The organism is Burkholderia sp. Bp8994, assembly GCF_003853805.1.
Lineage (GTDB): Bacteria > Pseudomonadota > Gammaproteobacteria > Burkholderiales > Burkholderiaceae > Burkholderia.
Genome location: NZ_QTQH01000013.1, coordinates 57574 through 83248 on the forward strand (window position 1 = coordinate 57574; position 25675 = coordinate 83248).

Sequence of the window (25675 nt, forward strand, 5' to 3'; positions counted from 1 at the left end):
GCCGCGGCGCGCCGGCCGGCCTTCGGGCCGGCGCGGGCGGGCCGCGGCGCCGTCGTCCGTTTTTTCCACGACGCCTCCATGCCGAAGAAAAATCTCGTCTACATCCAGTCGCTGCGCAACGGCGCGGCCGATCGCGCCGGCCAGCCGGTCGCCTACCGGGGCGGCACGCGCTACATGAAGGCGCCGCTCGAATTCCTCGTCGAGCGCCTGAACGACTCGCCGCTCGGCGAACGCTATGCGCTCAAGGGCGTGATCGTCGACGACGACGCAGGCTCGCCGGCCGACCGCGCGAAGGTCGCCGACTACGGCTTCGCGCGCACGCCGGGCCGCCCGTGGATCCTGCCCGACGGGCTGACGGTGCAGGGCCGGCCGGTCGACGAACTGTTCTGCACGATTGCATCGACGTACCGCCGGCTGCCGCGCGACGCACGCGAGCGCGTGACGGGCAAGCAAGCGTTCGAGCGCCGCCTGCTCGAACGCCTGCTCGAACTCGACGCCGACGTGGTCGTGCTCGACGGGCTGCTCGTGATCCTCGACGAGCTCGTGCGTCCCGGCGCGCGCTTTCACCGCCGCATCGCGAACATCCACCCCGGCATTACGGCCGACGCTTCGCCGTACCAGCGGCGCGGTGCGTGGGCGACGCTCGACGCGCTGCACGGCGCGCGCGGCGAACGGGTCGACTGGGCGAGCGGCGCGACCTCGCGCGTCGAACCGGTGACGATGACGGGCGCCTCGTTCCACTACGTCGACAACGGCATCGATTCCGGCGAGGTGATCTGCGACGTGCTCGACACGCCGATCGCGCCGGACGACACGATTCTCGAACTGCGCTGGAACAACTTCCAGCGCAGCCTGTTTCCGGCGCTCGAGCGGGGGCTGCACATCCTCGCCGACCGCCACGACGCGGGAGCACTGTGATGGAAGACACGCTGACGAAACCGGCCAACGCGGTAGACGCGGTCGAAGGCCACGTGGCCGCGGCACGCGACGGCGCCGCGCACGGGCAGGAGCCGCCCGCCGTCGAGCGCACGCTCGACGCGTGGCGGCCCGGCGATCCGCCGGCGGCACTGCTCGCGGAATTCGTCGCGCTGTTCAACACGGACACGCGGCACGACGCGGCGACGGTGTCGGTGCCGCTCGGCGGCGCCGATCCGGCGGCCATCGCGTCGTACGTCGCGCGCGCGGTTCGCGAAGGCGTGATCGACGGCGCGCGGATCGCGGGCGACCGGCTGCGCGTCACCGCATCGCGCGCGACGTTCTGGCAGAACCCGCGGCCGTGGCTGAAGGCCCCCGCGTCGGGCGGGATGCCGCTGCGCTACACGATCACGAACGGCCATCGGCACCCGGTGCGGCCGCCGTCGCCGGCCGGCGAGATCTATGCGCGCTACATGCCGCAGGTCGGGATGACGTTCAGCCTGCGCACCGTCGACATCGCTGCACATGCGCAGCTGTTCAGCGACTGGATGAACCTCGATCGCGTCGCGCATTTCTGGGATCAGCGCGGCACGCTCGACGAGCACGCCGCGTATCTCGCGGAGCGGCTCGCCGATCCGCACATGCATCCGATGATCGGCTATTTCGACGACACGCCGTTCGGCTATTTCGAGTTCTACTGGGCGAAGGAGGACCGCCTCGCGCCGTTCTACGACGCGCACGACTACGATCGCGGGCTGCACCTGCTGATTGGCGACTCACGCTTCCAGAGCGCGGGCAAGCTGCATGCATGGTGGAGCGGGGTGCTGCACTACATGTTCGTCGACGAACCGCGCACGCAGCGGCTCGTCGGCGAGCCGCGCGTCGATCACGTGCGGCATATCGCGTACATGCACCGGCTCGGGTTCCATACGTTGAAGGAGTTCGATTTCCCGCACAAGCGCGCGGCGCTTACCGTGATGGAGCGCGAAACATTCTTCGACACTTTCCGGTTGCCGTGACGGGGACGGGGACGGGGACGCGAGGCGTCGATACGTCGATTCGCAAGCGTGGACGTTTCGCGCGGCTTGCAGGGGGCGCGCATCGGCCGTTCGGGATATGGATCGGGTGGGCGGCATGAGGAAGAATGGTCGCTCCCTCATCGCAGACAGGTCGTGACGACATGGCAAGCACACCCACGACAGCATCAGGCGCGATCCCGCATCAGCGCCGCCCGATATTGACATATGCCGGCATATGCCTAGAGTGGGTGCATCGTACTCCATTGGAGTGGCTCATGCGCACCGTTTCCATTTTCAAGAACGCCCGTAACCAGGCAATCCGCATCCCGAAGGACATGGAATTCGAGGGGGTGACGGAACTCGAGATCCGCCGCGAGGGCGACACGTTGCTGCTGCGGCCGGTGCGGCCGACGTGGCTGTCGCTCGCGAGTGAACCGCTGGCCGATGCCGACTTCCTCGTCGAGCGCCAGGCTGTCGTCGAATCCGGCCGTTTCGACTTGTCCGGCGCCGATGACGCCGCACCGACGGAGTCGGGCCGGTGACCACGCTCTACATGCTCGATACGAACATCTGTTCGTTGATCATGCGCGAGCGACCGTCCGTGGTGTTGTCCCGGCTGCAGTCGTGCGTCAATGCGCAGCACCGGATCGTCGTGTCGGCGATTACCTATGCGGAAATGCGGTTCGGCGCGGTCGGCAGAAAGGCATCGCCGAAGCATGCGGAACTCGTGACGGCCTTTGTCGCTCGGCTGGACGGCGTGCTGTCGCGGGATACCGCGGCGGTCGATGCAACGGCGGCGATTCGCGCCGACCTCGCCGCGCGCGGCACGCCGATCGGCGCAAACGATGCGTCGATCGCCGGTCACGCGATCGCGGCCGGTGCCGTGCTCGTCACGAACAATCGTCGCGAGTTCGGCCGCGTCGCGGGGTTGTCGCTCGAAGACTGGGCGGCCTCGGCCTGAGGTCGTGAATGCGCGATGGCGTGGCGCCCGCGCGGTCGCACGTCACGCGCGAGGAACAGGCGGATCCGCGAGGAAGGCGCTGCGGAACGCGTCGAGATACCGGTCGGCGTCCGCGCTGAATTCCCCCGGCAGCAGCGCGAACGCGCGGGCCTGCAGATCCTGCCCGAGCGTCGCGTAGATTGCTTCGTCGGACAACAGCGCGCGGATCGCATCGTACGTCTGCGGCGAAGCAATCCGCTGCGCATCGCGCGCCAGCAGCGCAGCCGCCGCCACCTCAGGCTGGAAACCGTGCTGCTCGAGCAGGTCGGGCGCCACCTCCCAGATGCGCTCGCGATTGCCTGCGTCGTGGAAATGCGTGAGCAGGAACAACAGGTCGTACGCGTCGCTGTTCTGGCGCGCGCGCCGGTCCTTCCACGCGAGCAACTTCAACAGCGCAAGGGCGGGCAGGCTCGCCACCGGCACCGCGACGTCGGCCGCGATCGACACGACCAGCGCCGTATCGATCGCCTCCTGAAAGCCCAGCACGTTCAACACGAAATCGCCGCCAGGCGGCCAAGCGATTTCGCCGGGCGGCGTTTCGAGCGGCCCGAACGGCACGAGATCGAGTTCCGTGCGAAAGCCTTGCGTCCCGCTGTCGAACAGCAGTTTCTGCTGATGCTTCGGCGCACGCGCGAATTGCCCGGTCGCGACGAGCGCATCGACGAGCCGTTCGTGAAACGGCCAGCTCACCGCGCACACCGCGACGTCGACGTCCCGCGTCGCACGCACCGGGCGGATGCCGTGGACATGCCACATCAGGATGTCGCGCGCGGTCGCACCGGCGACGACGAATGCCGCGTCGAGCTGCGCGCAGGCCGCACGGACCGCCTGCAGCAGCGCGACCGCCGCCGGCTCGAGCGGCCGGCGCGCGTCGACTTCAAGCGGGCGGGCGGGCGAGGTATCGGTCATGGATGTGTTCGGCGGCGGCGAGATTGCGGCTGTCCCCGGACGAGACGAGATCCGCGTAGATCAGCAGCGGCGGCACGAGCGGCACGTCCTGCTCGCGCCAGTCGAGCGCCGGCGACGGCGGCCAGAAGGCTTCGAGCAGCTCGACGTCGCCACGCTCGTCCGGGCGCAGGCGTGCCTGGAGCAGCAGGCGGTTCGACACGGCGCCATGCGTATAGACGGTGATCGCGGCCGGCTTCAGGTCGTGCGTCAGCAAGTCGGCCGCGGGTTCGCCGCCCAGCCGCGCGTCGAATGCCGCGAAATCGAAGCCGCGCCACCAGTCGGGCGCGAGCGCGGCAAACCGCCGGGCCGGCAGTTTCGCGCGCAGGCGGCTCGGATACAGCGCGACCCATTCCTGCATGAAGCGCGGCCAGTCGGGTATCAGCCGTTCGCCGTTGCGCCGCTGCGCGACAAGGCCGCGCGCGAGCAGGTCGTCCATCGCGAGATTGACCGTGCCGAGCGCGACGCCCGACGCGGCAGCGATCGCCCGGTACGGTTGCGCGACGAGGCCCGGCTGCGTCGCGAGCGCGAACATCACGGCCAGCCCCTTGGGCGTCGTCGCGCGCGATGCCTGCCGGCGCGGCGTGCGGGCGGGTTTCGGCCGGCCGGCGATCATCACGGTCGCTTCCGGCTGGATCAGGCACGCATTGCCGGCCGTATCGAGAAACGGGATGCCTTGATCGGTCAGGCGGGCAGCCAGCTCGACCGATACGTACGGCGCAACCAGCATCAGCGGCCGCTCGCCGGGCAGCGGGGCGCCGCCGCGCCGGCGCAGCGCCGCGCGTGCGTCCTGCACCGATTCGACCCCGATGCTCACCGCCGCCGGCATCTCGAAGGCCTGCCCGGCAATGGCGAAACGGATCATCGCGTCGGCATGCGCTTCATAGGCGGCCGGCACGCGCACGGGCCGCGCATGGAAGTGCCGGGTCGCGCGTTCGAACGCGGCGCAGGCTTCGTCGAGCACGTGCTGTTCCGCTATCGGCAGGGTGGCGTTCTCGGGCATCGGGATGGATCGCTTGTTCACTTTTCTGCCAGCGTACACAAAAAATGTACAACCGTCAAAAAATGAACACGAACGCTCAACTCTTTGATAAGGCGAGATTATTCCGGAATGACGAACGGAACTCAACGTGCACTCCCACCTGAGAAATCAAGACGAACTCGCAGTGTCGCGCATCCCGATCGTGGCCGGCAGTCACCCGAATGGCCAGCTTCCTCCCGCCGTGCGATTCGTCGTGTGCCGGCGAGCAGACTGGCAACTCCAGGTTGTCGCCGCGACGACTTTCTGTCTGTCCGGTTGCCGCTCAACCGACTATCCTTGCCTGCACATTCCCCACGGAACCCAGGAGACGACACCGTGACGCACAGCGTGATCCCCGCAGGCCTCGCCGACGAAATGATCGAGATCCGGCACCGCATTCATGCCCACCCCGAACTGGGCTTCGAGGAATTCGCGACGAGCGATCTCGTCGCCGGGCAGTTGCAGGCGTGGGGCTACACGGTGCAGCGCGGGCTCGGCGGCACGGGCGTCGTCGCGCAGCTGAAGGTGGGCAATGGCACGCAGCGCCTCGGCCTGCGTGCCGACATGGATGCGCTGCCGATCCACGAGTCGACCGGCCTGCCGTACCAGAGCACGATCCCCGGCAAGATGCACGCGTGCGGTCACGACGGCCACACGGCGATGCTGCTCGCGGCCGCGAAGCACCTGGCGCGCGAGCGCCGCTTTTCCGGCACGCTGAACCTGATTTTCCAGCCGGCCGAGGAAGGGCTCGGCGGCGCGAAGAAAATGCTCGACGACGGGCTGTTCGAGCAGTTCCCGTGCGACGCGATCTTCGCGATGCACAACATGCCGGGCTTCCCGACGGGCAAGTTCGGCTTCCTGCCGGGGCCGTTCATGGCGTCGTCCGATACCGTGACCATCGACGTGCAGGGGCGCGGCGGCCACGGCGCGGTGCCGCACAAGGCGATCGACCCGGTCGTCGTGTGCGCGCAGATCGTCATCGCGCTGCAGACGATCGTCTCGCGCAACGTATCGCCGCTCGACATGGCGATCGTCACGGTCGGTGCGATCCACGCGGGCGAGGCGCCGAACGTGATTCCCGACCGTGCGCAGATGCGCCTGTCCGTTCGCGCGCTGAAGCCCGAGGTGCGCGACCTGCTCGAGACACGCATCAAGGAAGTCGTTCATGCGCAGGCGGCCGTGTTCGGCGCGACCGCGACGATCGACTACCAGCGTCGCTATCCGGTGCTCGTCAACGATGCGGAGATGACCGCGTTCGCACGGGGCGTCGCGCGCGGGTGGGTCGGCGAAGCGAACCTGATCGACGGGATGGTGCCGCTCACCGGCAGCGAGGATTTCGCGTTCCTGCTCGAGAAGCGGCCGGGCTGCTACCTGATCATCGGCAACGGCGACGGGGAGGGCGGCTGCATGGTGCACAACCCCGGCTACGACTTCAACGACGCGGCGCTGCCGATCGGCGCGTCGTACTGGGTCAAGCTGGCGGAGACTTTCCTGGTGTGACGCCGCGGCGCATCGACGTGGGCACCGCCGCCCGGTGAGCGCCCGCGCGGCCATGACACCGGCCGCGCGGGACGCATTGGAAACGCGCCAAAGGCGCTACACAAGAGCTACCGCCAACCCTCGCCCAGGCTCCTGTTCCATTGGAAAGCGCTCACGCGCTGAATTTGACGCTCCTTGACATCGACGGCACGGGCCGCGTGCTACGCTGCGCGCGACGCCGGATCGGCTCGATGAATACAGGTGTGGACGACATGCGAAAACAGTTTCTGACCGTGCTGACGGCTTGCGCGGTCGGCGTTCTGGCGGCCGGATGCGACGACCAGAAGGTGGCTGACGCGGTGAATGCGATCAAGCCCGATCCGATGGCGTTCGGCAATCTGCAGCCGGGCGTCTCGACGACCGAGGACGTGCTGCGCCAGGCGGGCAAGCCCGAGATGGTCCGGCAGGGCGACGACGGCTCGCAGCGCTTCGAATATCCGCGCGGCCCGTACGGCACGCGCACGTACATGCTCGATTTCGGGCCCGACGGCCGGCTCGTGTCGATCACGCAGGCGCTGACGGCGGCGAACATCGCGAAGGTCGTGCCGGGGATGTCGAAGGACGACGTACGGCAACTGCTCGGCAAGCCGACCGAGGTCGCGCAATACGCGTTGAGCCATGAGGAAGTGTGGAGCTGGCACTGGGCCGAGGGCGGCGTATCGGGCGACGCGATGTTCAACGCGCATTTCTCCCCCGACGGCACCGTGATCCGGACTTCGCGCTCGGAAGCGCCGGGCCGCGAAAAACCCTGACCGCGCGGCCGCGCGGTGTCCCGGGGTATTTTTCGTCAGAATACCGTGCCGCCGAACAGCGCGGCCGCCATCTCCGGATTCGATGGCCAGTACATGTGCATGTAGGTCGCGACGATCGGGCCCGCGCGATATACGGCTTCGCCGCTTCCGGGCGCGCCGTCGGGCCGCGCAGCCGTCGCCACCGGCGCCAGCGGCGTATCGAGCCGCGAATAATGAAACGTATGACCGCGCATCGGCCCGGTGCGCGTGTCCAGCTGCTGCATCCCGAGCGCCGCGAACCGGCGCTGCATCGTCGCATGGCCTGACAACAGTCCGAGCATCGGCGTCGTCGCGCCGTCCACGTCGGTCAGCGATTCGCACAGATACACCATCCCCCCGCATTCCGCGACGATCGGCAGGCCGGCCGCCGCATGCGCGCGAATCGTCCGCGCGGTCACGGCATTCGCCGCGAGCGTCGCCGCATGCAGTTCCGGATAGCCGCCCGGCAAGAACAGCGCGTCGCAATCGTCGGGCACGGGTTCGTCCGCAAGCGGCGAAAAGAACCGCAGCTGCGCACCCAGCGCGTCGAGCAGCGCGAGATTGGCCGGATAGATGAACGAGAACGCGGCATCGCGCGCGATCGCGATCCGCTTGCCGGCGAGCACGCGCGGCAGCGCGGCGTGAACGTCCGGTTCCGCGAACGCGACGGCCGGCGGCAATTCGGCGAGCGCCGTCCGCGCGAGCACGTCGGCCGCACGCTCGAGCCGCGCGTCGAGATCGTCGATGTCGGCCGGCTGGTGCAGGCCGAGATGCCGTTCCGGCAGCGCGATGCCCGCATCGGCCGGCACGTGCCCGAGCCAGCGCAGGTCGTCCGGCAGCGCCTGCCGCAGCAGTTCCGCATGTCGCGGCGACCCGACACGATTGCCCAGCACGCCGTGAAACGGCACCTCCGGCCGGAACCGCGCGAGCCCGAACGCGATCGCCGCGAACGTCTGCGCCATCGACTTCGCGGCAATCACCGCGACGACCGGCACGCCGAACGCGACCGCGAGATCGGCGCTGCTCGGCGTGCCGTCGAACAACCCCATCACGCCTTCGATCAGGATCAGGTCCGCGTCGCGCGCCGCATCGGCGAGCAGCGCGCGGCAGCCGGCTTCGCCGACCATGCCGAGGTCGAGCGCGTGCACGGGCGCGCCGCTCGCGCGTTCGAGCAGCATCGGATCGAGAAAATCCGGCCCGGTCTTGAACACGCGCACGCGCCGGCCGAGCCGCCGGTGCAGCCGCGCGAGGCCGGCCGTCACCGACGTCTTGCCCTGGCCGGACGCGGGCGCGCTGACGAACAGCGCGGGGCAGGCCAGCATCACTCAGAACTCCACGCCGGGTTGCGCCTTCACGCCTTGCTCCTTGTACGGATGCTTGACGAGACGCATTTCGGTGACGAGGTCGGCCGCATCGATCAGCGCATCGGGCGCATGCCGCCCGGTGACGACGACGTGCACCGATTCCGGGCGCGCGACGAGCGTCGCGAGCACTTCGTCGAGCGGCAGGTATTCGTACTTCAGCACGGTGTTCAGCTCGTCGAGGATCACCATCCGGTACTCGCCGCTTTCGATCATCCGGCGCGCCTCGTCCCAGCCCTTGCGCGCGGTCGCGATGTCGGCGTCGCGGTTCTGCGTGTTCCACGTATAGCCGTCGCCCATCGTCACGAAGTCGCATTGCGCGACCGCGCCGAGGAAGTCGCGCTCGGACGTGTGCAGCGCGCCCTTGATGAACTGCACGACGCCGAGCCGCATGCCATGGCCGAGCACGCGCACGGCCATGCCGAACGCGGCCGTGCTCTTGCCCTTGCCGTTGCCGGTATTGACGATCAGCAGGCCCTTTTCCTGGGTAGCGGCAGCCTGCTTCTTTTCATGGCCGGCGCGGCGGCGTTCGGTCATCCGCTGATGGGATTCGGCATCGGTCTTCATCGGGAATCGTCCTGTCGAAAGCGAAACAAAAGGTTCAGAGCGGGCCGGCGAGCGCGACCGTCACGCCGTCCCGGATGGATTTGGGGCCGAGCAGCCGGCCATCGGGCGCCGCGAGCCGCGCGCACGGCTCGGCCACGCCCGCGACGCCGAAACGCGCGAGCGCCGCAGCCGACGGGCCGCTCAAGGCCGGTTCGGGGCACCGCGCGAGCTGCGCCGCGTCGAACGCGACGAGCGGCCAGCCGCGGCGTGCGCACAGCGTGCGCAGCGGCCGGGCACGCGCCTTGTCGGCGAGCGTCGCGACGACGGCCGGCTCGGCGTCCGGGTAGCGCGCCAGCGCCGCGCGGATCGCGGCATCGAGTTGCGCGGCCGTCACGCCCGCGCGGAAACCGACGCCGAGCGCGACGCGCATCATGCGCTGCCGCCGAGCGCCGCGCGCACCGCCGGATCGCCGGCGAGCGCCGCGACGCGGCCGATCACGACGATCGCGGGCGAGCCGATACCGGCGGCGCCCACGCGTTCGACGACCGTGTCGAGCGTCGCGAGCGCGTGCCGCTGCCCGTCGCGCGTCGCGTTCTCGATCGCCGCGCACGGCATGTCGCCGGGCACGCCGCCGTCACGCAGCGCGGCCACGATCGTGTCGAGCCGGCGTATGCCCATGTAGATCACGATCGTCATCCGCGTCGCGGCCAGCGCGCGCCAGTCGGGCTCGTCGGCGCCCGCGCCGTGGCCCGTGACGAAGATCACGCCCTGCGCGTCGCCGCGATGCGTGACCGGAATGCCGAGTGCGGCCGGCGCCGCGATACCTGCCGTGATGCCGTTCACGACCTCGACCGGGAAACCCGCCGCGCCGAGCGCGAGCAGCTCCTCGCCGCCGCGGCCGAACACGAACGGATCGCCGCCCTTGAGCCGCGCGACGCTGCGGCCCGCGCGCAGGTGCGCGAGCATCGCGGCGACGATCGTTTCCTGCGGCGTCGACGCGTGGCCGCCGCGCTTGCCGACGTGCTCGATGCGCGCGTCGGCGCGCGCATGGCGCAATACATCGGGGTTCACGAGATCGTCGACGAGCAGCACGTCGGCCGCGGCGATCGCGCGCACGGCCTTCAGCGTCAGCAGATCCGCGTCGCCGGGGCCGGCGCCGACGAGCCAGGCGCGGCTCATCGGGCGCGGCACGGCGCACACCGTGTCGTGGCAGTGGAAAGGGGACAGCGAGCGGCGCATCGGCGGCCGGCGGACAGGCAAGGCATGACGGATCGGGCGAAGCCCGCGCGAACGCGGGCGGAAAGCGCACCCCATCCGTCCCCCGCGGATCGGGCGTTCGGCGAGCAGCGGGCTCGCCCCTTGCGTCGGCCGGTATCCGGGCTGGCCGCTTGCCAGGCCGCAGCCTTCCCGCCCGCTGAAGGGCAGTGGCATCGCGGGCGGCCTGGGCGCGTGCGGGGGGAACCGCGGCGCGCGGGCGGCGTACCGTTGCGGGGACAGCACAGGCCGGGCGGACTTCCGCCTCCTGTTTCCCGTTTAACTGCGTGCGCGGAATGCGCATGCGAGCACCGAACGCGGCGCATACGATAGCACAGCGGTCGGCCCGCGCGAACCCGCCGCGCGAGCGCCGCAAGCGCCCCCGGTGCGATGCCGCCACCACGCCGGACGCGCCGCGGCAGGCCGTTCCGCCTTTACCTTGACGCTCCCCGCACCGCCGCCTACACTCGCACGCGTTTCGGTGCTCGCGCGCGCTCCTCCGGCGCGCGCAGTTAAACGGGAAACAGGGAGCCTGCCTGCGCCGCAGTCGGACCAACCTGTGCTGCCCCCGCAACGGTAAGCGAACGCGTCGCGCCCAGCGCGATGCAGCGCCGCTTCGCCGCATGCCTGCCGCATGCGGACGACCGCCACTGGATGCCGCGCATCCGGGAAGGCGAAGCGGCGTGTTCGTCAGCCCGGATACCGGCCGAGACGTTGGGGTTCAGCGCCGCGGGGAGGCGGCGCATCGTCCACGGCCGCAGTTCGCCGGACGCCCGGGCGTTGCCCTTCCTTCGCCGATCCGTCAGCCGCTGCACGCGTGCGGGCCGGGGCGAAGAACGGCCAGCTCCGCGGGCAGGCCGACGACGGCCGTGTTGGCATACATCATGTCGACCGTTCGCAAAGGAGCATCATGCTCGACTCGTTCTTCCGCCTGTTCAACGACAGCCCGTCCGGGCTGCGCGGCAAAATCGCCGCGATCTATTCATTGCTCGTCGCATTCAACGTCGGCGCGTGGATCTGGGCCTTCATCGCGTTTCGCGACCAGCCCGTGCTGCTGGGTACCGCGCTGCTCGCCTACGTGTTCGGGCTGCGCCACGCGGTCGACGCCGATCATATCGCCGCGATCGACAACGTCACGCGCAAGCTGATGCAGGAGGGCCGCAGCCCGCTCGGCGCGGGCCTGTTCTTCTCGCTCGGCCATTCGACGGTGGTGATCGTGATGTCGGTCGCGGTCGCGCTGACCGCGGCGTCGCTCGCGCGCTTCGAGAGCATGAAGACCTGGGGCGGCGTGATCAGCACGAGCGTGTCGGCGTTCTTCCTGCTGGTGCTCGCGGCCGCGAACCTGCTGATCCTGATCTCCGTGTACCGGACGTTTCGCGCGGCACGCCGCGGCGAGCCGATCGTCGACGCCGACCTCGACATGCTGATGAACCAGCGCGGCGTGCTGGCCCGCCTGTTCCGGCCGTTGTTCCGCCTCGTGTCGCGCAGCTGGCACCTGTATCCGGTCGGCTTCCTGTTCGGCTTCGGCTTCGATACCGCGACCGAGATCGCGCTGTTCGGCATTTCGGCCACGCAGGTGCAGGGCGGCCTGTCGTTCTGGTCGGTGATGGTGCTGCCGGTGCTGTTCACCGCGGGCATGACGCTCGTCGACACGACCGACGGCATCCTGATGATGGGCGCGTACCGCTGGGCGTACGTGCGGCCGATCCGCAAGATCTACTACAACATGACGATCACGTTCGTGTCGGTGCTGGTTGCCGCGCTGATCGGCGGCATCGAGGTGCTCGCGCTGCTCGCGGACAAACTCTCGCTGCAGGGCCCGGTATGGGATTTCGCGACGATGGTCGCATCGCATTTCGGCATGCTCGGCTACGTCGTGATCGGCCTGTTCGTCGCGTGCTGGATCGTATCGGCCGCGATCTACCGCCTCAAACGCTACGACGAGATCGACGTGACGCTCTCGGCCTGACTCCCTCTTAGACACAGGACCCACCATGACCCTACGCAAGCTTCCCGTCACGATCGTCACGGGCTTTCTCGGCAGCGGCAAGACCACGCTGATGCGCCACATCCTGCAGCATGCAGAAGGCCGCCGCATCGCGGTGATCGTCAACGAATTCGGCGAGCTCGGCATCGACGGCGAAATCCTCAAGGGCTGCGGGATCGGCTGCGAGGATGCCGAGGGCGCCCGCACCGAAGCGTCGGGCCAGCTGTACGAACTCGCGAACGGCTGCCTGTGCTGCACCGTTCAGGAGGAGTTCTATCCGGTGATGGAAGCGCTCGTCGAGCGCCGCGCCGACATCGATCACGTGCTGATCGAGACGTCGGGCCTCGCGCTGCCGAAGCCGCTCGTGCAGGCCTTCAACTGGCCCACGATCCGCAACAGCTTCACGGTCGACGCGGTCGTGACCGTCGTCGACGGGCCGGCCGCCGCGAGCGGCCAGTTCGCCGATAACCCGCAGGCCGTCGACGCGCAGCGCCGCGCCGATCCGAACCTCGACCACGAATCGCCGCTGCATGAACTGTTCGCCGACCAGCTGTCGTCCGCCGATCTCGTGATCGTGAACAAGGCCGACCTCGTCGCCGACGCGCAGTTCGCCGCGGTCGAAGCCGCGATTCGCGAGGAGATCCCGCCGCAGGTGAAGGTCGTGCGCGCGACGCGCGGCGAGCTCGACCTCGCGATGCTGCTCGGCCTCGAATCGGCATCGGAGGAAACGATCCACCTGCGGCACGACCATCACGGCTCGGCCGACGACGGCGATCACGACCATCACCACGACGAATTCGATTCGGTGGTGGTGTCGGGCGACGCGGGCTCGCGCGAGGCGACGATCGCCGCGCTGCAGCGTGTCGTCGAGACGCACACGATCTACCGAGCGAAAGGCTTCGCGGCGCTGCCCGATGCGCCGATGCGGCTCGTGATCCAGGGCGTCGGCCGCCGCTTCGACAGCTATTTCGACCGTCGCTGGCAGGACGGCGAACCGCGTGCGAGCCGCTTCGTGCTGATCGGCGAGGATCTCGACGCGGCCGCGCTGCAGCGCGCGTTCGACGTCGCGTGCGCGGCCGAGCCGCAACAGGCGTAACGCACGATGCATCTGCTGCGCACCACGCCGGGCGGCTTCGTCGACGATACGCAGGGTGTCGTCCGGATCGACCAGCAGCCGGCCGACATCGTGATCCTGAGTTCGGCCGACACGACGCTGTCGCTGCTGGCCAGCGTCGTGCCGAAGCTGCCGGCCGGCTTTCCGAGCGTGCGGCTCGCGAACGTCACGTTCCTGCGGCAGCCGGCGTCGGTCGATTTCTATGTCGACGACGTGCTGCGTCATGCGAAGACGGTCGTGATCGATCATCTGGGCGGCGAAGCGTACTGGCCGTACGGGATCGAACAGGCCGTGTCGCTCGCGTCGAAACGCAGGCAGCAGCTCGCGATGTTCTCGGGCGACCTGCAGGAAGATCCGAACCTCGTCGCGAAGAGCACGGTCGCGCCGGACCTGTGCCGGTTGTGGTGGCGCTATCTGCGCGAAGGCGGGATGCACAACGCCGAAGCGTTGCTGCGCAGCATCGCGTTCCATACGCTCGGGGTCGGCGACGAACCCGAGCTGCCGCGCCCGCTGCCGGCCGCCGCGCTGTATCACCCGGCGCGCGACCCGGCGAGCGTCGACGACTGGCGTCCGCGCTGGACGCCCGGCGCGCCCGTCGTCGCGATCCTGTTCTATCGCGCGCACTGGCAGGCCGCGAACACCGCCGTGTTCGACGCGCTGGCCGATGCGCTCGTGCGCGAAGGGCTCAATCCGCTGCCGATCGCCGTCACGTCATTGAAGGATGCCGTGAGCCGCGAGGTCATCACGCGGCTGTGCGACACGCACGGTGTCGCGCTCGTGCTGAACACCACGGCCTTCGCGGCCGGCGCGATCGACAGCCCCGAGCCCGACGTGCTCGCCGGCGACGCGCCGGTGCTGCAGGTGATCCTGTCCGGCGGCAACCGCGACGCGTGGGTGGCCGACAACCAGGGGCTGCACGCGCGCGACATCGCGATGCACATCGCGTTGCCCGAAGTCGACGGGCGCATCGTCACCCGCGCGGTGAGCTTCAAGGGGCTGGCATATCGTTGTCCGCACACCGAGGTCGACGTCGTGCGCTACCAGCCGGACGCCGAACGGATCGCGTTCGTCGCGGCGCTCGCGCGCGGCTGGTGCCGGCTGCGCACGCTCGACCCTGCCGACAAGCGCATCGCGCTGATCCTCGCGAATTATCCGCAAAGCGAAGGGCGGATCGGCAACGGCGTCGGGCTCGACACGCCGGCGTCCGCGCTGCGCGTGCTGGCGGCGCTGCGCGACGCGGGCTATAGCGTGGCCGACCTGCCGGCCGACGGCGACGCGCTGATCGCGCGGCTCACCGAAGGCGTGACCAACGACCCGGCCGTGCGCGCATTGCGCCCGGCGTTCCAGAGTTTCGCGCTGGCCGATTACATTGCGCATTTCGCGCGACTGCCGGCCGCCGTGCGCGACGCGCTGAACGCACGCTGGGGCCCGCCCGAAGCCGATCCGACGCTGCGGCAGGGGCGCTTCACGATCGCCGGCTGGCGCGCGGGCAACGTGTTCGTCGGCATCCAGCCGTCGCGTTCGCGCGGCGAGAACGACTATGCGAGCTACCACGACGCGGATCTCGTGCCGCCGCACGCGTACCTCGCGTTCTATTTCTGGCTGCGCGATGCGTTCGGCATCGACGCGGTCATCCACCTCGGCAAGCACGGCAACCTCGAATGGCTGCCGGGCAAGAGCGTCGCGCTGTCCGACGCGTGCTGGCCCGACCTGACGCTCGGGCCGCTGCCGCACCTGTATCCGTTTATCGTCAACGATCCGGGCGAGGGCAGCCAGGCGAAGCGCCGCGCGCAGGCGGTGATCATCGATCACCTGATGCCGCCGCTCACGCGCGCGGAAAACTACGGCCCGCTGCAGGATCTCGAACGGCAGGTCGACGAATACTACGAGGCGCTGATGGTCGATGCGCGGCGCGCGAAGCTGCTGCGCAAGACGATCCTCGCGACGATCGCCGAACACCGGCTGCACGACGAACTGAGCGTGTCGCCGCCGCGCGATGCGGGCGACGAAGATGCGCTGCTGACGCGCGTCGACGCGTGGCTGTGCGAATTGAAGGAAGCGCAGATTCGCGACGGGCTGCATGTGTTCGGCGCGTCGCCGGCCGAGCGTCAGCGCCGCGACACGCTGCTCGCGCTCGCGCGCTTTCCGGTCGGCGACGGCAAGGGCGAACGTGCGGGGCTGATCGGCGCGCTCGCGCGCGATCTCGCGCTCGGCGACGATTTCGATCCGCTCGCGGCCGACTGGGCCGCGCCGTGGACGGGCCCGCGGCCGGCCGTGCTGCAGGCGCTCGACACATCGCCGTGGCGCCATGCGGGCGACACGCGCGAGCGGCTCGAACGGCTCGCGCAGCAGTGGCTCGACGGCGTGTGTGCGGCCGGCACGTCCGGCGCTTCCGGGATCGGCACGACGCCGCCCGGCGACTGGCCGCATACGCTCGCCGTCATCGAACGCGTGCGCGCGACGCTGATGCCCGCGCTCGACGCGTGCGGCGGCGAGGAAATGCGCCAGCTGCTGCGCGGGCTCGATGGCCGCTTCGTGCCGCCGGGGCCGAGCGGCTCGCCGTCGCGCGGCCGCCCCGACGTGCTGCCGACGGGCCGCAACTTCTATTCGGTCGATACGCGCGCGGTGCCGACGCAGGCCGCGTGGTCGCTCGGGCTGAAATCCGCGCAGCAGCTGATCGAACGTCATCTGCAGGATCACGGCGACTATCCGCGCGCGATCGGGCTGTCGGTCTGGGGGACGGCCACGATGCGCACCGGCGGCGACGACATCGCGCAGGCGTTCGCGCTCCTCGGCGTGCGGCCGAAATGGGCGCACGGCAGCCATCGCGTGACCGACTTCGAGATCCTGCCGATCGAGATCTTCGACCGGCCGCGCATCGATGTGACGCTGCGCGTGTCCGGCTTCTTCCGCGACGCGTTCCCGAACTTGATGCACCTGTTCGACGCCGCCGTGCAGGCCGTCGCCGCGCTCGACGAGCCGGAGGCCCTGAACCCGATCCGCGCGCGCGTCGAGCGCGAACGCGCAACGTGGATCGAGCGGGGCGTGGCGCCGGACGAAGCGCGACGCCGTGCCGGCTGGCGCGTGTTCGGCGCGCGGCCGGGCAGCTACGGCGCCGGCCTGCAGGACCTGATCGACCAGCGCCACTGGCAGAGCGACGCCGATCTCGCCGATGCGTACCGCCAGTGGGGCGGCCACGCATACGCGCAGAACAGCGCGGGCGAGCCCGCGCCCGACGTGTTCGGCGAGCGGCTCGCGACGATCGACGTGGTCGTGCAGAACCAGGACAGCCGCGAACACGACATCCTCGATTCGAACGACTACTACCAGTTCCAGGGCGGGATGACGGCGGCCGTCCGGCACCTGTCCGGGCAGCAGCCGAGCATCTATCACGGCGACCATGCGAACCCGGCCGCGCCGAAGATGCGCACGCTGCGCGAGGAGATCGCGCGCGTGATCCGCTCGCGCGTCGTCAATCCGAAATGGCTCGACGGCGTCAAGCGCCATGGCTACAAGGGCGCGGCCGAAATGGCCGCGACCGTCGACTACCTGTACGGCTATGACGCGACCGCGCGCGTGCTGTCGGACCACCAGTACGCGCTCGTCGCCGACGCGTACCTGTTCGACGACGACACGCGCGCGTTCCTCGAACGCCACAACCCGAAGGCGCTGCACGGCATCTGCGAACGCTTCGTCGAAGCGATGCAGCGCGGGCTGTGGCAGCAGCCGGGCGACTATCGCGAGCGGATCGAAGCGGTCTGGCTCGACAGCGAACAACTTCAGGAAGGAGGACGGCGATGACCTATCCGACGACGCAGCACGCACGCGCGGTATTCCCGTTCGCGGCGCTGGTCGCGCAGCAACCGCTGCAGCAGGCGCTGCTGCTCGCGGCGATCGACCCGTCGCTCGGCGGCGTGCTCGTCAGCGGGCCGCGCGGCACCGCGAAATCGACCGCCGCGCGCGCGCTCGCCGAGCTGCTGCCCGAAGGGGCATTCGTCACGCTGCCGCTGTCGGCGAGCGACGAGCAGGTCACGGGCACGCTCGATCTCGCGCATGCGCTCGCCGAAAACGGCGTGCGCTTCCGGCCGGGCCTGCTCGCGCGCGCGCATCGCGGCGTGCTGTACGTCGACGAGGTGAACCTGCTCGCCGACGGGCTCGTCGATACGCTGCTCGACGTCGCCGCGAGCGGCGTAAACGTGGTCGAGCGCGATGGCGTGTCGCATGCGCACGACGCGCGCTTCGTGCTGGTCGGCACGATGAACCCCGAGGAAGGCGAACTGCGCCCGCAATTGCTCGACCGCTTCGGGCTGATGGTCGAACTCGCGAACTGCTTCGACGCCGCGCAGCGCGAACAGATCGTGAAGGCGCGCCTCGCGTTCGATCTCGATCCGGATGCGTTTCGCGCACGTCACGCGACGGCACAGCGCGACCTCCGCGACCGCATCCACGCGGCGCGGGCAAAGTTGTCGACGCTGGATTTCGACGATGCGGTTCACGCGCGCGTCAGCGCGCTGTGCATCGACGCGGCCGTCGACGGCCTGCGCGCCGACCTCGTGATGCTGCGCGCCGCGCGCGCACTCGCGGCGCTGGAACAGGCCGACGCGGTGACGGTGTCACATGTCGAACGCGTGGCCGACGCGGTGCTGCGGCATCGGCGTCATGCGGGTGCGCCGCCGTCGTCGGGCGCGTCGCAGTCGAATGCAGAGGGCGGCGGCGACCGCGACGACCCTGCGCCGCCGGACCTGCGCCGGCAGCCCGATCATCGACCGGGCACGGCACGAAACGATGCAATGGCGTCGCAAGGCGACTGGGGCTACCTGCCGCCCGAGCCCGCCGGACTGCGCGACGTGAAAGGCGTGGTGCCGCTGCCGCTAAAAAAACGCTGAGCCATCGAGCCGACGCCGCCGCGAACACCGTTCGCGGTCCTCGATGGCTGCCAGGCGCCGCCGCGCGCGTGCCGGGTACGGTGCGTGCCGGCACGGCCGTTGCATGGCCGGCGACGCTCGCCGCGAAGCGCGGCGGCCCGCTGCACGCCGACCACCTGCGTTTTCGCAAGCAGGCCGGCACGCCGCGCGCACTCCATTGCTTCGTGCTCGACTGTTCGGCGTCGATGCTGTCGCACGAACGGCTCGCGCTCGCGAAAGGGCTGATCGTCGCGTACTTCGACCAGGCCGCGCGCGACCGCGTCGAAACCGCGCTGATCTGTTTCGGCGGCAACGGCGCCGAGCGGCGCTTCGGCCCGGCCGTGCCGCGCTGGTGGAATGCGCGCTGGCTCGATCCGGTGGACGGCGGCGGCGGCACGCCGCTTGCGGACGGCATCGCCGCCGCCGGACACTTGCTCGCCGGCGCCGCACGGCGCACGCCGGACCAGCAGCGCTGGCTGTGGGTGCTGTCCGACGGGCGCACGCGCGAAACACCGCCGAAACCGGCGGCCGCCGATCACGTCGTGTTCGTCGATTTCGACGATGCAGCCGTGCGGATCGGGCAGGGCAGGCGGCTCGCCGATGCATGGGGCGCGCAATGGATGACGGCCGCGTCGCTGTGCCCACGGCTGGCCGGCTGATCCGGTGATCGAGCGCGCGGGCCGGGCGGGCCGGGCGGGCCGATTGCCGGCGCTGCGCTATGATCGCCGTTTCTACTCACCGGAATGCCTTCCATGCAAGTACTCGTCGATGCCGACGCGTGTCCCGCCGTCATCAAGGACATGCTGTTTCGCGCCGCGCGTCGCGCCGAGATCTGCGTGACGCTGGTCGCGAACCAGTTCCTGCGCACGCCGCCGTCGCCGTTCATCAAGGCGTTGCAGGTGCCGGCCGGCTTCGACGTGGCCGATGCGCGGATCGTCGAGCTCGCGGCAGCCGGCGATCTCGTGATCACCGCCGACATCCCGCTGGCCGCCGCCGTCCTCGACAAGGGCGCGCATGCGCTCGACCCGCGCGGCAACTGGTTCAGCCGCGAGAACATCGAGGAGCGCCTGTCGACGCGCGCGATGATGGATCAGCTGCGCAGCGCGGGCATCGACACGGGCGGGCCGGCCCCGTTCAGCGCACGCGACGGCAAGACGTTCGCGTCGCAGCTCGACCGGTTCCTGGCACGCCACGGCAAGCCGTGACACATCAGGCCCCGCGCGTCGATCGTGCGATACGTCACCGGTTTCGCGTCGAACCGTCCGCTACGGCAGAATACGGATGCTGCCCCGGCATCGATGTCGTGGCGCGAACGACCCACCGGAGGGCATGGATGTCACCGACTCAACTTCTCGTTCCAACGTTCACCCAGATGCTGCGCGCGCAATCCGCGTGGCTCGACAAGGCCGTGGCGCACCGGCAGGCCGCCGGCGACGCGCCCGATGCGGTGCTCGCGCTGAAGCTCGCACCCGACATGTATCCGCTTGCCGCCCAGGTGCGGTTTTCGTGTTTCCAGGCGATGGAACCCGTCTACCGGCTGCGCGGCGAACCGCTGCCGGACGCGCTGCTGGCGTTGCGGGAAGCCGGCTGGCATGCCGATGCGCAGCCCGGCACGCTGGGCGACGCGCAGGGCATCCTCGCCGGCACGATCGCGTTCCTCGGCGAACTCGCGCCCGACGCACTCGACGGCGGCGCCGCGCTGCCGATCGCGCTCGCACTGCCGAACGGTATCGCGTTCGACATGACGGGCGAGCAGTACGTGCGCGACTGGGCGCTGCCGCAGTTCTATTTTCATTCGATCGCTGCGTACGCGATCCTGCGCCATCACGGCGTCGAGCTGGGCAAGGCCGACTACGTGCCGCACATGCTGGCCTACGTGCGGCCCGGCACGATTCCGCAGGGTTGAACGGTCGAGCGGACGATCCCGCCGCCGCGCACCGGCATGACACGCGCCCTGTTCATCTGCAGCCGCAATCGGCTGCGCAGCCCGACGGCCGAGGCGGTGTTCGCCGCTTGGCCGGGCGTCGAAACCGACTCCGCGGGCCTCGCTCCCGACGCGGAAACGCGTCTGTCCGCGGAACAGCTCGAATGGGCCGAGATCGTGTTCGTGATGGAACGCGCGCACCAGGCGAAGCTACACGCCCGATTCGGCGCCCGGCTGAAGCAAAAGAAGATCGTCTGTCTCGACATCCCCGATCGCTACGCCTACATGCAGCCCGAGCTGGTCGCACTGCTCGAGCGCAAGGCCGGGCCATTGCTGCGCGCGTGAGCCGCGCGGGCCGGTTCAGCGCGGGCGAAGCGGCCCGTCCGCGAGCGCGGAAAAGCGGTCGAGGTGCAGCAGCTCGATGATCTTGCGGGTCGGCACGCTCGCACGCAGCGTCTCCAGCCGCTCGACGTCGAACCACTTGCAGCGCGCGATCTCGTTGCTCGCGCGTGGCGTCAGGTGTTTCGGCACGTCGGCCACGAACACGTGATGGAGCTTCGTGAGGCCGCCGAACTGCACCGCGTAGTCGAGCGCGAGCCCCTCCAGCCGCGTTTCCTCCGCCAGTTCCCGCTGCGCGGCCTCCAGCGGCGTCTCGCCGCGCCGGATCGTGCCGCCCGGCAGCGACCAGCGCGCCGCGGTACGGGCGACCAGCAGCACGCTGCTGCGCTGGCGGCACACGATCGTGGCGCGTTCCTTGATGCTGACGACGGTATCCGGCCCGGTATTCATGTTCGGCAAAACAAAACTGGTGCTCAATCGTGAAGGGAAATACACGTCGGCCGATCGCCGGGCACGACGGCATGCAAGCCGCCGCGCCGATCATACCGGCCGTTCGTGACAGTTCCGTGCGTTGTCGCGCGCAACGCGGATCACCTCACGCGTGCGTGTCGATCCCCGCGCGCGCCGGCTTTCCGGACCGCCCGTGGCGCTGCTTGTGGACGGTACGCCGGTGGTGATGCGGCGGCGTCACGTGCGGGCGCACCGGCGCGGGTCGTGCCACCGGCGCGGCGGCCCGCGGCTGTAATTGTCCCTCGCCAAAATGGAAGGTCTGGGTTTGCGCGCGGGCGACGCCCAGCGTCGACGCCAGCAGGATGGCCGCGAGCAGCATGCGTTTCATGAAATCTCCGCCTTTCTTCAGTTGAGCACCGTCCGCCAGCTTAGCGAATCGCGGCCCGGCGCGGCAACCGGCCGGCGTTCGGTGGCGTCCCCACTTGCGGCCGGCCGCGTTCTCGGCGCGGCCGCCGGGGCATCTCCTGCTTGACAATGAAATTCTCGAGTGTGAATATAAATTCACACCCAAGAATTATTCTTCGAGTCCGGACAACCGTGCCGCTGCTGTCGGCCCGGCGGAACCGGCGGTCCGATCAACCGGAAGCAGGAGCGAGACGCATGGCGGAACTGAAGCAGCAGGGCGCGTTGGCGGGGTTGCGCATCATCGATCTGTCGCGGGTGCTGGGCGGCCCGTACGCGACGCAGATCCTCGCCGACCACGGCGCGGAGGTGATCAAGGTCGAACCGCCGTCGGGCGACGAGACGCGCACCTGGGGGCCGCCGTTCGACGGCGACACGGCGTCGTATTTCCTCGGCGTGAACCGCAACAAGCTCGGCATCGCGCTCGACCTGACGCAGCCGGCGGATCGCGAGCGGTTGCTCGGCCTGCTCGAGCACGCCGATGCGCTGGTCGAGAACTTCAAGATCGGCACGATGGAGCGCTGGGGCCTCGGCTTCGACACGCTGCACGCGCGCTTTCCGCGCCTCGTCCATTGCCGCGTGTCGGGCTTCGGCGCGGACGGCCCGCTCGGCGGCCTGCCCGGCTACGACGCGGCCGTGCAGGCGCTGGCCGGGCTGATGAGCGTGAACGGCGAGGCGGGCGGCGCGCCGCTACGCGTCGGCGTGCCGATCGTCGATCTCGTCACCGGGCTGAACGCGGCGCTCGGCGTGCTGATGGCGCTGCGCGAACGCGATGCGAGCGGGCGCGGCCAGTTCGTCGAAGCGACGCTGTTCGACTGCGCGCTGTCGATCCTGCATCCGCATACGCCGAATTTCTTCCATTCCGGGAAGGCGCCGGCGCGCACCGGCAACGCGCATCCGAACATCACGCCGTACGACAGTTTTCCGACCGCGAGCGTCGACATCTTTCTCGCGGTCGGCAACAACGGGCAGTTCGCCGCGCTGTGCGACGTGCTCGGCACGCGCGACTGGCCCGCCGATCCGCGCTTCGCCGACAACCGCGCGCGCAGCGCGAACCGCGCCGCGTTGCGCGCGCTGCTCGAAACGGCGCTGGCCGCGCACGACGGCGCGGCGCTCGCCGAGCAGCTGATGCGCCGCGGTGTGCCGTGCGCGCCGGTGCTCGGGCTCGATGCGGCGCTCGACCATCCGCACGTCGCGCATCGGCAGATGAAGGTCGAACTGGGCCGGCATCGCGGCATCGCGTCGCCGATCAAGCTCGGCCGCACACCGGCCACGTACCGGCGGCCGCCGCCGGCGCTGAACGAACACGCGGCTCAGGTGTTTGCCGAGGATGCATGCGACGCCGCCCACGCCAACGACACCAACGACAACGCCGGCCGCACGCGCCGCAACTGACACGCCTGGCGGCCGGCGGCCGTGCGAAGGCGCCCGACGCCGCCGCACGCCCGCACGCCGCTTCGGACATCGCGCCGCACCGCGCCCGACGCGCGCCGGCGCCAGAGGAGACACATCATGCTCGCATGGATCGGCGCGATCGCGATCGTCGCGCTGTTCGGCCTGATCATCACGAAGCGGCTGTCGCCGCTCGTCGCACTGATCGTCGTGCCGGTGGCCGCGTCGCTCGCGGCCGGCTTCGGACTCTCGACCGGCACGTTCATCGTGCGCGGCGTGCAGAACATCGGCCCGATCGCCGGGATGTTCGTTTTTGCGATTCTATTTTTCGGAATCCTCACCGATGCGGGGATGCTCGACCCGATCATCGCGGGCGTGCTGCGCGTGATCGGCTGCCATCCGCCGCGCATCGTGACGGGCTCGGCGCTGCTCGCGCTGCTGATCCACCTGGACGGCTCGGGCGCCGTCACGTTTCTCGTCACGCTGCCCGCGATGATGCCGCTCTATACGCGGCTCGGCATGGACCGGCGGATTCTCGCGTGCGTCGCGTCGATGGCGGCCGGGGTCAACTTCCTGCCATGGGTCGGGCCGATGCTGCGCGCGTCGGCGGCCTTGCACATTCCCGGCTCGGCGATCTTCATGCCGATGATCCCGGTGCAGATCGTCGGGCTCGCGTTCGTGTTCGGCACCGCCTACATGCTCGGCGTGCGCGAGGCCAAGCGGCTCGGGCTCGATCGCGCCGGCGCGGCGTCGCTCGCGGTCGCGCCGCGCGAGCTGACCGACGCCGAGCGCGTGCTGCGCCGGCCCGGCCGCTTCCGGATCAACCTGGCGCTGACGCTCGTCGTGCTCGGCACGCTGGTGTCGGGCATCGTCGACCCGATGGTGATGTTCATGCTCGGCACGGTCGCCGCGCTCGTCATCAACTATCCGGACGTGCAGGCGCAGCGCGAGCGGATCGACGCGCACGCGAAGGCCGCGCTGATGATGGCGAGCGTGCTGCTCGCGGCCGGCGCGTTCACCGGGATCATGTCCGGCACCGGGATGCTGAAGGCGATGGCCGAGGTCGTCGTCGCGCACGTGCCGGTCGAGCATGCGCGCCACATGCCGTTCGTGCTCGGCCTGCTGTCGATGCCGCTCAGCCTGCTGTTCGATCCCGATTCGTTCTACTTCGGCGTGCTGCCGGTGCTCGCGGAAAGCGCGAAGCTGCTCGGCGTACCGCCGATCCAGATGGCGCAGGCCGCGCTGCTCGGCCAGATGACCACCGGGTTCCCGGTCAGTCCGCTCACGCCCGCGACGTTCCTGATCGTCGGCCTGACCGGCGTCGAGCTGGCCGAGCACCAGAAGTTCACGATCCCGTTCCTGTTCGCCGCCACCGTGCTGATGGTCTTCGCCGCGGTCGTGGCGGGCGTGTTTCCGTTGTGAGCGTCCGCGTGCCTGTCGCGCCGCGCCGGCCGCCACCGACACCCCTCGAAGGCCGACATCGTCTCGAGCGCGGCGCGGCCGTTCACGTTTCCTGGAGAGCAATCCATGCAGTTCGACCTGACCGACGACCAGCGCGCGATCGAAAGCGCGATCGAGAAAATCTGCGAACGCTTCGGCGACGATTACTGGCTCGAGCGCGATCGCGCGGGCGGATTTCCGTCCGACTTTCACGCGGCGCTCGCCGAGGCCGGCTGGCTCGGCATCGCGATGGATCCGGCCCACGGCGGCGCCGGGCTCGGGATGACCGAGGCCGCGCTGATGATGCGCACGATCAGCGCGTCGGGCGCCGGCCTGTCGGGTGCCTCGGCCGTCCACATGAACATCTTCGGGCTGAACCCGGTGCAGGTGTTCGGCAACGACGCGCAGAAGGCGCGCTTCCTGCCGCCGCTGATCGCCGGGCGCGACAAGGCCTGCTTCGCGGTGACCGAGCCCGACGCCGGCCTCGACACGACGCACCTGAGCACGCAGGCGCGCCGCGACGGCGACCACTACGTGCTGAGCGGACGCAAGATCTGGATCTCGACCGCGCAGGTCGCGAACAAGATGCTGATCATTGCGCGCACGACGCCGCTCGACCAGGTCGCGAAGCCGACCGACGGCTTGAGCCTGTTCTACACCGACCTCGACCGTGCGCGCGTCGAGGTGCGCGAGATCGAGAAAATGGGCCGCAAGGCCGTCGATTCGAACATGCTGTTCATCGACAACCTGCGCGTGCCGCGCGACGACCTGATCGGCAACGAAGGCGACGGCTTCCGCTACCTGCTGCACGGGCTGAACCCCGAGCGGATCCTGATCGCCGCCGAGGCGATCGGCCTCGGTCAGGCCGCGCTGCGACGCGCGACGCAGTATGCGTGCGAGCGCGTCGTGTTCGGCCGGCCGATCGGGCAGAACCAGTCGATCCAGCATCCGCTCGCGCAGGCGTGGATGCAGCTCGAGGCCGCGTGGCTGATGGTGATGAAGGCCGCGACGCGCTACGACGCGGGGCAGCCGTGCGGCGCGGAGGCGAACGCCGCGAAGTACCTCGGCGCGGAAGCCGCGTTCCAGGCCTGCCAGACGGCGATCGCGACGCACGGCGGGATGGGCTATGCGAAGGAATACCATGTCGAGCGCTACCTGCGCGAGTGTATGATTCCGAGGCTCGCGCCCGTGAGTCCGCAACTGATCCTGTGCTACATCGCGGAGAAGGTGCTCGGGCTGCCGAAGTCGTACTGACACGCGGCGGCTCGCCCGGCGCGCGTTTCCCGTTCCGAA

Annotated in this window: 25 protein-coding genes and 2 riboswitches; of the genes, 17 read left to right on the forward strand and 8 right to left on the reverse strand. The window is 69.8% G+C overall.

Going from position 1 to position 25675, the window contains the following annotated elements:
* The first annotated feature begins 78 nt into the window (after nt 1-78).
* The 4 genes from DIE04_RS15970 (at nt 79) to DIE04_RS15985 (ending at nt 2895) form a co-directional block, all read left to right on the forward strand.
* Nucleotides 79-918 carry a formyltransferase family protein gene (locus DIE04_RS15970; protein ID WP_124485516.1) on the forward strand — a complete coding sequence of 280 codons (840 nt, stop codon included), beginning with the start codon at nt 79-81 and terminating at the stop codon, nt 916-918.
* Nucleotides 918-1934 carry a GNAT family N-acetyltransferase gene (locus DIE04_RS15975; RefSeq protein WP_124485515.1) on the forward strand — a complete coding sequence of 339 codons (1017 nt, stop codon included), beginning with the start codon at nt 918-920 and terminating at the stop codon, nt 1932-1934. The genes DIE04_RS15970 and DIE04_RS15975 overlap by 1 nt, the downstream gene beginning before the upstream one ends.
* A 275-nt stretch (nt 1935-2209) precedes the next feature.
* Nucleotides 2210-2476 (forward strand): type II toxin-antitoxin system VapB family antitoxin, encoded by a 267-nt coding sequence (vapB, locus tag DIE04_RS15980; RefSeq protein ID WP_124521795.1) that lies wholly within the window; start codon nt 2210-2212, stop codon nt 2474-2476.
* Nucleotides 2473-2895, forward strand: a complete 423-nt coding sequence (locus DIE04_RS15985; protein WP_124521794.1) for a PIN domain-containing protein — start codon at nt 2473-2475, stop codon at nt 2893-2895. The genes vapB and DIE04_RS15985 overlap by 4 nt, the downstream gene beginning before the upstream one ends.
* Nucleotides 2896-2937: 42 nt before the next feature.
* On the opposite strand, the gene DIE04_RS15990 is transcribed toward DIE04_RS15985, so the two are convergent.
* Both DIE04_RS15990 and DIE04_RS15995 read right to left on the reverse strand, forming a co-directional pair.
* Nucleotides 2938-3843 (reverse strand): nucleotidyl transferase AbiEii/AbiGii toxin family protein, encoded by a 906-nt coding sequence (locus DIE04_RS15990; protein ID WP_124521792.1) that lies wholly within the window; start codon nt 3841-3843, stop codon nt 2938-2940.
* Complete coding sequence (locus DIE04_RS15995) at nt 3812-4882, reverse strand: type IV toxin-antitoxin system AbiEi family antitoxin (RefSeq protein ID WP_124485718.1); 1071 nt, start codon at nt 4880-4882, stop codon at nt 3812-3814. The genes DIE04_RS15990 and DIE04_RS15995 overlap by 32 nt, the downstream gene beginning before the upstream one ends.
* A 354-nt stretch (nt 4883-5236) precedes the next feature.
* Between DIE04_RS15995 and DIE04_RS16000 the strand changes: the two genes are divergently transcribed.
* Entirely contained in the window at nt 5237-6400 is a 1164-nt protein-coding gene (locus tag DIE04_RS16000; RefSeq protein ID WP_124485510.1) for a M20 aminoacylase family protein, read from the forward strand.
* A 251-nt stretch (nt 6401-6651) separates the two neighbouring features.
* Complete coding sequence (bamE, locus tag DIE04_RS16005) at nt 6652-7191, forward strand: outer membrane protein assembly factor BamE (RefSeq protein WP_124521791.1); 540 nt, start codon at nt 6652-6654, stop codon at nt 7189-7191.
* Nucleotides 7192-7226: 35 nt separating this feature from the next.
* On the opposite strand, the gene DIE04_RS16010 is transcribed toward bamE, so the two are convergent.
* From DIE04_RS16010 to cobA, 4 genes are read right to left on the reverse strand one after another with little or no spacing between them, the layout of a single operon-like run.
* Nucleotides 7227-8531, reverse strand: coding sequence for a cobyrinate a,c-diamide synthase (locus tag DIE04_RS16010; RefSeq protein ID WP_124521790.1), 1305 nt, complete (start codon nt 8529-8531; stop codon nt 7227-7229).
* Nucleotides 8532-8534: 3 nt separating this feature from the next.
* Nucleotides 8535-9137, reverse strand: coding sequence for a cob(I)yrinic acid a,c-diamide adenosyltransferase (gene cobO / locus DIE04_RS16015; RefSeq protein WP_044843565.1), 603 nt, complete (start codon nt 9135-9137; stop codon nt 8535-8537).
* Between the two features lie 34 nt (nt 9138-9171).
* Nucleotides 9172-9549: a cobalamin biosynthesis protein gene (locus DIE04_RS16020; protein ID WP_124485507.1), complete on the reverse strand. Its 378-nt coding sequence runs from the start codon at nt 9547-9549 to the stop codon at nt 9172-9174.
* Nucleotides 9546-10355 carry a uroporphyrinogen-III C-methyltransferase gene (gene cobA, locus DIE04_RS16025; RefSeq protein ID WP_185500366.1) on the reverse strand — a complete coding sequence of 270 codons (810 nt, stop codon included), beginning with the start codon at nt 10353-10355 and terminating at the stop codon, nt 9546-9548. The genes DIE04_RS16020 and cobA overlap by 4 nt, the downstream gene beginning before the upstream one ends.
* Nucleotides 10356-10464: 109 nt before the next feature.
* A riboswitch (cobalamin riboswitch) is annotated at nt 10465-10701 on the reverse strand.
* A 131-nt stretch (nt 10702-10832) separates the two neighbouring features.
* Nucleotides 10833-11096, forward strand: a riboswitch (cobalamin riboswitch).
* A 184-nt stretch (nt 11097-11280) separates the two neighbouring features.
* Between cobA and DIE04_RS16030 the strand changes: the two genes are divergently transcribed.
* The 8 genes from DIE04_RS16030 (at nt 11281) to DIE04_RS16065 (ending at nt 20644) form a co-directional block, all read left to right on the forward strand.
* Complete coding sequence (locus tag DIE04_RS16030; RefSeq protein WP_124521789.1) at nt 11281-12339, forward strand: HoxN/HupN/NixA family nickel/cobalt transporter; 1059 nt, start codon at nt 11281-11283, stop codon at nt 12337-12339.
* Nucleotides 12340-12364: 25 nt separating this feature from the next.
* Nucleotides 12365-13453 (forward strand): cobalamin biosynthesis protein CobW, encoded by a 1089-nt coding sequence (cobW, locus tag DIE04_RS16035; RefSeq protein WP_124521788.1) that lies wholly within the window; start codon nt 12365-12367, stop codon nt 13451-13453.
* A 6-nt stretch (nt 13454-13459) separates the two neighbouring features.
* Nucleotides 13460-17272, forward strand: a complete 3813-nt coding sequence (cobN, locus tag DIE04_RS16040; RefSeq protein WP_124521787.1) for a cobaltochelatase subunit CobN — start codon at nt 13460-13462, stop codon at nt 17270-17272.
* Nucleotides 17269-18357: an ATP-binding protein gene (locus tag DIE04_RS16045; RefSeq protein ID WP_124521786.1), complete on the forward strand. Its 1089-nt coding sequence runs from the start codon at nt 17269-17271 to the stop codon at nt 18355-18357. Before cobN ends, DIE04_RS16045 begins: the two co-directional genes overlap by 4 nt.
* Nucleotides 18358-18425: 68 nt before the next feature.
* Complete coding sequence (locus tag DIE04_RS16050; protein WP_124521785.1) at nt 18426-19034, forward strand: VWA domain-containing protein; 609 nt, start codon at nt 18426-18428, stop codon at nt 19032-19034.
* Nucleotides 19035-19127: 93 nt separating this feature from the next.
* Nucleotides 19128-19580 carry a YaiI/YqxD family protein gene (locus DIE04_RS16055; RefSeq protein WP_124521783.1) on the forward strand — a complete coding sequence of 151 codons (453 nt, stop codon included), beginning with the start codon at nt 19128-19130 and terminating at the stop codon, nt 19578-19580.
* Nucleotides 19581-19708: 128 nt separating this feature from the next.
* Nucleotides 19709-20281 (forward strand): DUF1993 family protein, encoded by a 573-nt coding sequence (locus tag DIE04_RS16060; protein WP_124485500.1) that lies wholly within the window; start codon nt 19709-19711, stop codon nt 20279-20281.
* A 36-nt stretch (nt 20282-20317) separates the two neighbouring features.
* The gene (locus DIE04_RS16065; RefSeq protein ID WP_124485499.1) at nt 20318-20644 is read left to right on the forward strand and encodes a low molecular weight protein tyrosine phosphatase family protein; all 327 of its coding nucleotides are present in this window, start codon (nt 20318-20320) and stop codon (nt 20642-20644) included.
* A gap of 15 nt (nt 20645-20659) precedes the next feature.
* On the opposite strand, the gene DIE04_RS16070 is transcribed toward DIE04_RS16065, so the two are convergent.
* A complete protein-coding gene (locus DIE04_RS16070) occupies nt 20660-21088 on the reverse strand; it encodes an NUDIX hydrolase (RefSeq protein WP_124521781.1) in 429 nt (142 codons plus the stop codon).
* A 145-nt stretch (nt 21089-21233) separates the two neighbouring features.
* Complete coding sequence (locus DIE04_RS16075) at nt 21234-21476, reverse strand: hypothetical protein (protein ID WP_124521779.1); 243 nt, start codon at nt 21474-21476, stop codon at nt 21234-21236.
* A 272-nt stretch (nt 21477-21748) separates the two neighbouring features.
* On the opposite strand from DIE04_RS16075, the gene DIE04_RS16080 reads away from it, so the two are divergent.
* The 3 genes from DIE04_RS16080 to DIE04_RS16090 all read left to right on the forward strand — a co-directional run bounded on the left by DIE04_RS16080 (nt 21749) and on the right by DIE04_RS16090 (nt 25636).
* The gene (locus tag DIE04_RS16080) at nt 21749-22945 is read left to right on the forward strand and encodes a CaiB/BaiF CoA-transferase family protein (protein WP_124521777.1); all 1197 of its coding nucleotides are present in this window, start codon (nt 21749-21751) and stop codon (nt 22943-22945) included.
* A gap of 117 nt (nt 22946-23062) precedes the next feature.
* The gene (locus DIE04_RS16085) at nt 23063-24364 is read left to right on the forward strand and encodes a CitMHS family transporter (protein ID WP_124520779.1); all 1302 of its coding nucleotides are present in this window, start codon (nt 23063-23065) and stop codon (nt 24362-24364) included.
* 105 nt (nt 24365-24469) lie between these two features.
* Nucleotides 24470-25636, forward strand: a complete 1167-nt coding sequence (locus DIE04_RS16090) for an acyl-CoA dehydrogenase family protein (RefSeq protein WP_124485495.1) — start codon at nt 24470-24472, stop codon at nt 25634-25636.
* The last annotated feature ends 39 nt before the right edge of the window (nt 25637-25675 follow it).

Coding starts and splice junctions, on each gene's coding strand:
- DIE04_RS15995 (WP_124485718.1), bottom strand. CDS start 4,882: ATGCCCGAGAACGCCACCCTGCCGATAGCGGAACAGCACGTGCTCGAC.
- DIE04_RS16065 (WP_124485499.1), top strand. CDS start 20,318: ATGACACGCGCCCTGTTCATCTGCAGCCGCAATCGGCTGCGCAGCCCG.
- DIE04_RS16045 (WP_124521786.1), top strand. CDS start 17,269: ATGACCTATCCGACGACGCAGCACGCACGCGCGGTATTCCCGTTCGCG.
- DIE04_RS16080 (WP_124521777.1), top strand. CDS start 21,749: ATGGCGGAACTGAAGCAGCAGGGCGCGTTGGCGGGGTTGCGCATCATC.
- DIE04_RS15970 (WP_124485516.1), top strand. CDS start 79: ATGCCGAAGAAAAATCTCGTCTACATCCAGTCGCTGCGCAACGGCGCG.
- DIE04_RS16020 (WP_124485507.1), bottom strand. CDS start 9,549: ATGATGCGCGTCGCGCTCGGCGTCGGTTTCCGCGCGGGCGTGACGGCC.
- cobA (WP_185500366.1), bottom strand. CDS start 10,355: ATGCGCCGCTCGCTGTCCCCTTTCCACTGCCACGACACGGTGTGCGCC.
- cobW (WP_124521788.1), top strand. CDS start 12,365: ATGACCCTACGCAAGCTTCCCGTCACGATCGTCACGGGCTTTCTCGGC.
- cobO (WP_044843565.1), bottom strand. CDS start 9,137: ATGAAGACCGATGCCGAATCCCATCAGCGGATGACCGAACGCCGCCGC.
- DIE04_RS16090 (WP_124485495.1), top strand. CDS start 24,470: ATGCAGTTCGACCTGACCGACGACCAGCGCGCGATCGAAAGCGCGATC.
- DIE04_RS16030 (WP_124521789.1), top strand. CDS start 11,281: ATGCTCGACTCGTTCTTCCGCCTGTTCAACGACAGCCCGTCCGGGCTG.
- DIE04_RS15990 (WP_124521792.1), bottom strand. CDS start 3,843: ATGACCGATACCTCGCCCGCCCGCCCGCTTGAAGTCGACGCGCGCCGG.
- DIE04_RS16075 (WP_124521779.1), bottom strand. CDS start 21,476: ATGAAACGCATGCTGCTCGCGGCCATCCTGCTGGCGTCGACGCTGGGC.
- DIE04_RS16085 (WP_124520779.1), top strand. CDS start 23,063: ATGCTCGCATGGATCGGCGCGATCGCGATCGTCGCGCTGTTCGGCCTG.
- DIE04_RS16060 (WP_124485500.1), top strand. CDS start 19,709: ATGTCACCGACTCAACTTCTCGTTCCAACGTTCACCCAGATGCTGCGC.
- DIE04_RS16055 (WP_124521783.1), top strand. CDS start 19,128: ATGCAAGTACTCGTCGATGCCGACGCGTGTCCCGCCGTCATCAAGGAC.
- bamE (WP_124521791.1), top strand. CDS start 6,652: ATGCGAAAACAGTTTCTGACCGTGCTGACGGCTTGCGCGGTCGGCGTT.
- DIE04_RS15975 (WP_124485515.1), top strand. CDS start 918: ATGGAAGACACGCTGACGAAACCGGCCAACGCGGTAGACGCGGTCGAA.
- DIE04_RS16010 (WP_124521790.1), bottom strand. CDS start 8,531: ATGCTGGCCTGCCCCGCGCTGTTCGTCAGCGCGCCCGCGTCCGGCCAG.
- DIE04_RS16070 (WP_124521781.1), bottom strand. CDS start 21,088: ATGAATACCGGGCCGGATACCGTCGTCAGCATCAAGGAACGCGCCACG.
- cobN (WP_124521787.1), top strand. CDS start 13,460: ATGCATCTGCTGCGCACCACGCCGGGCGGCTTCGTCGACGATACGCAG.
- vapB (WP_124521795.1), top strand. CDS start 2,210: ATGCGCACCGTTTCCATTTTCAAGAACGCCCGTAACCAGGCAATCCGC.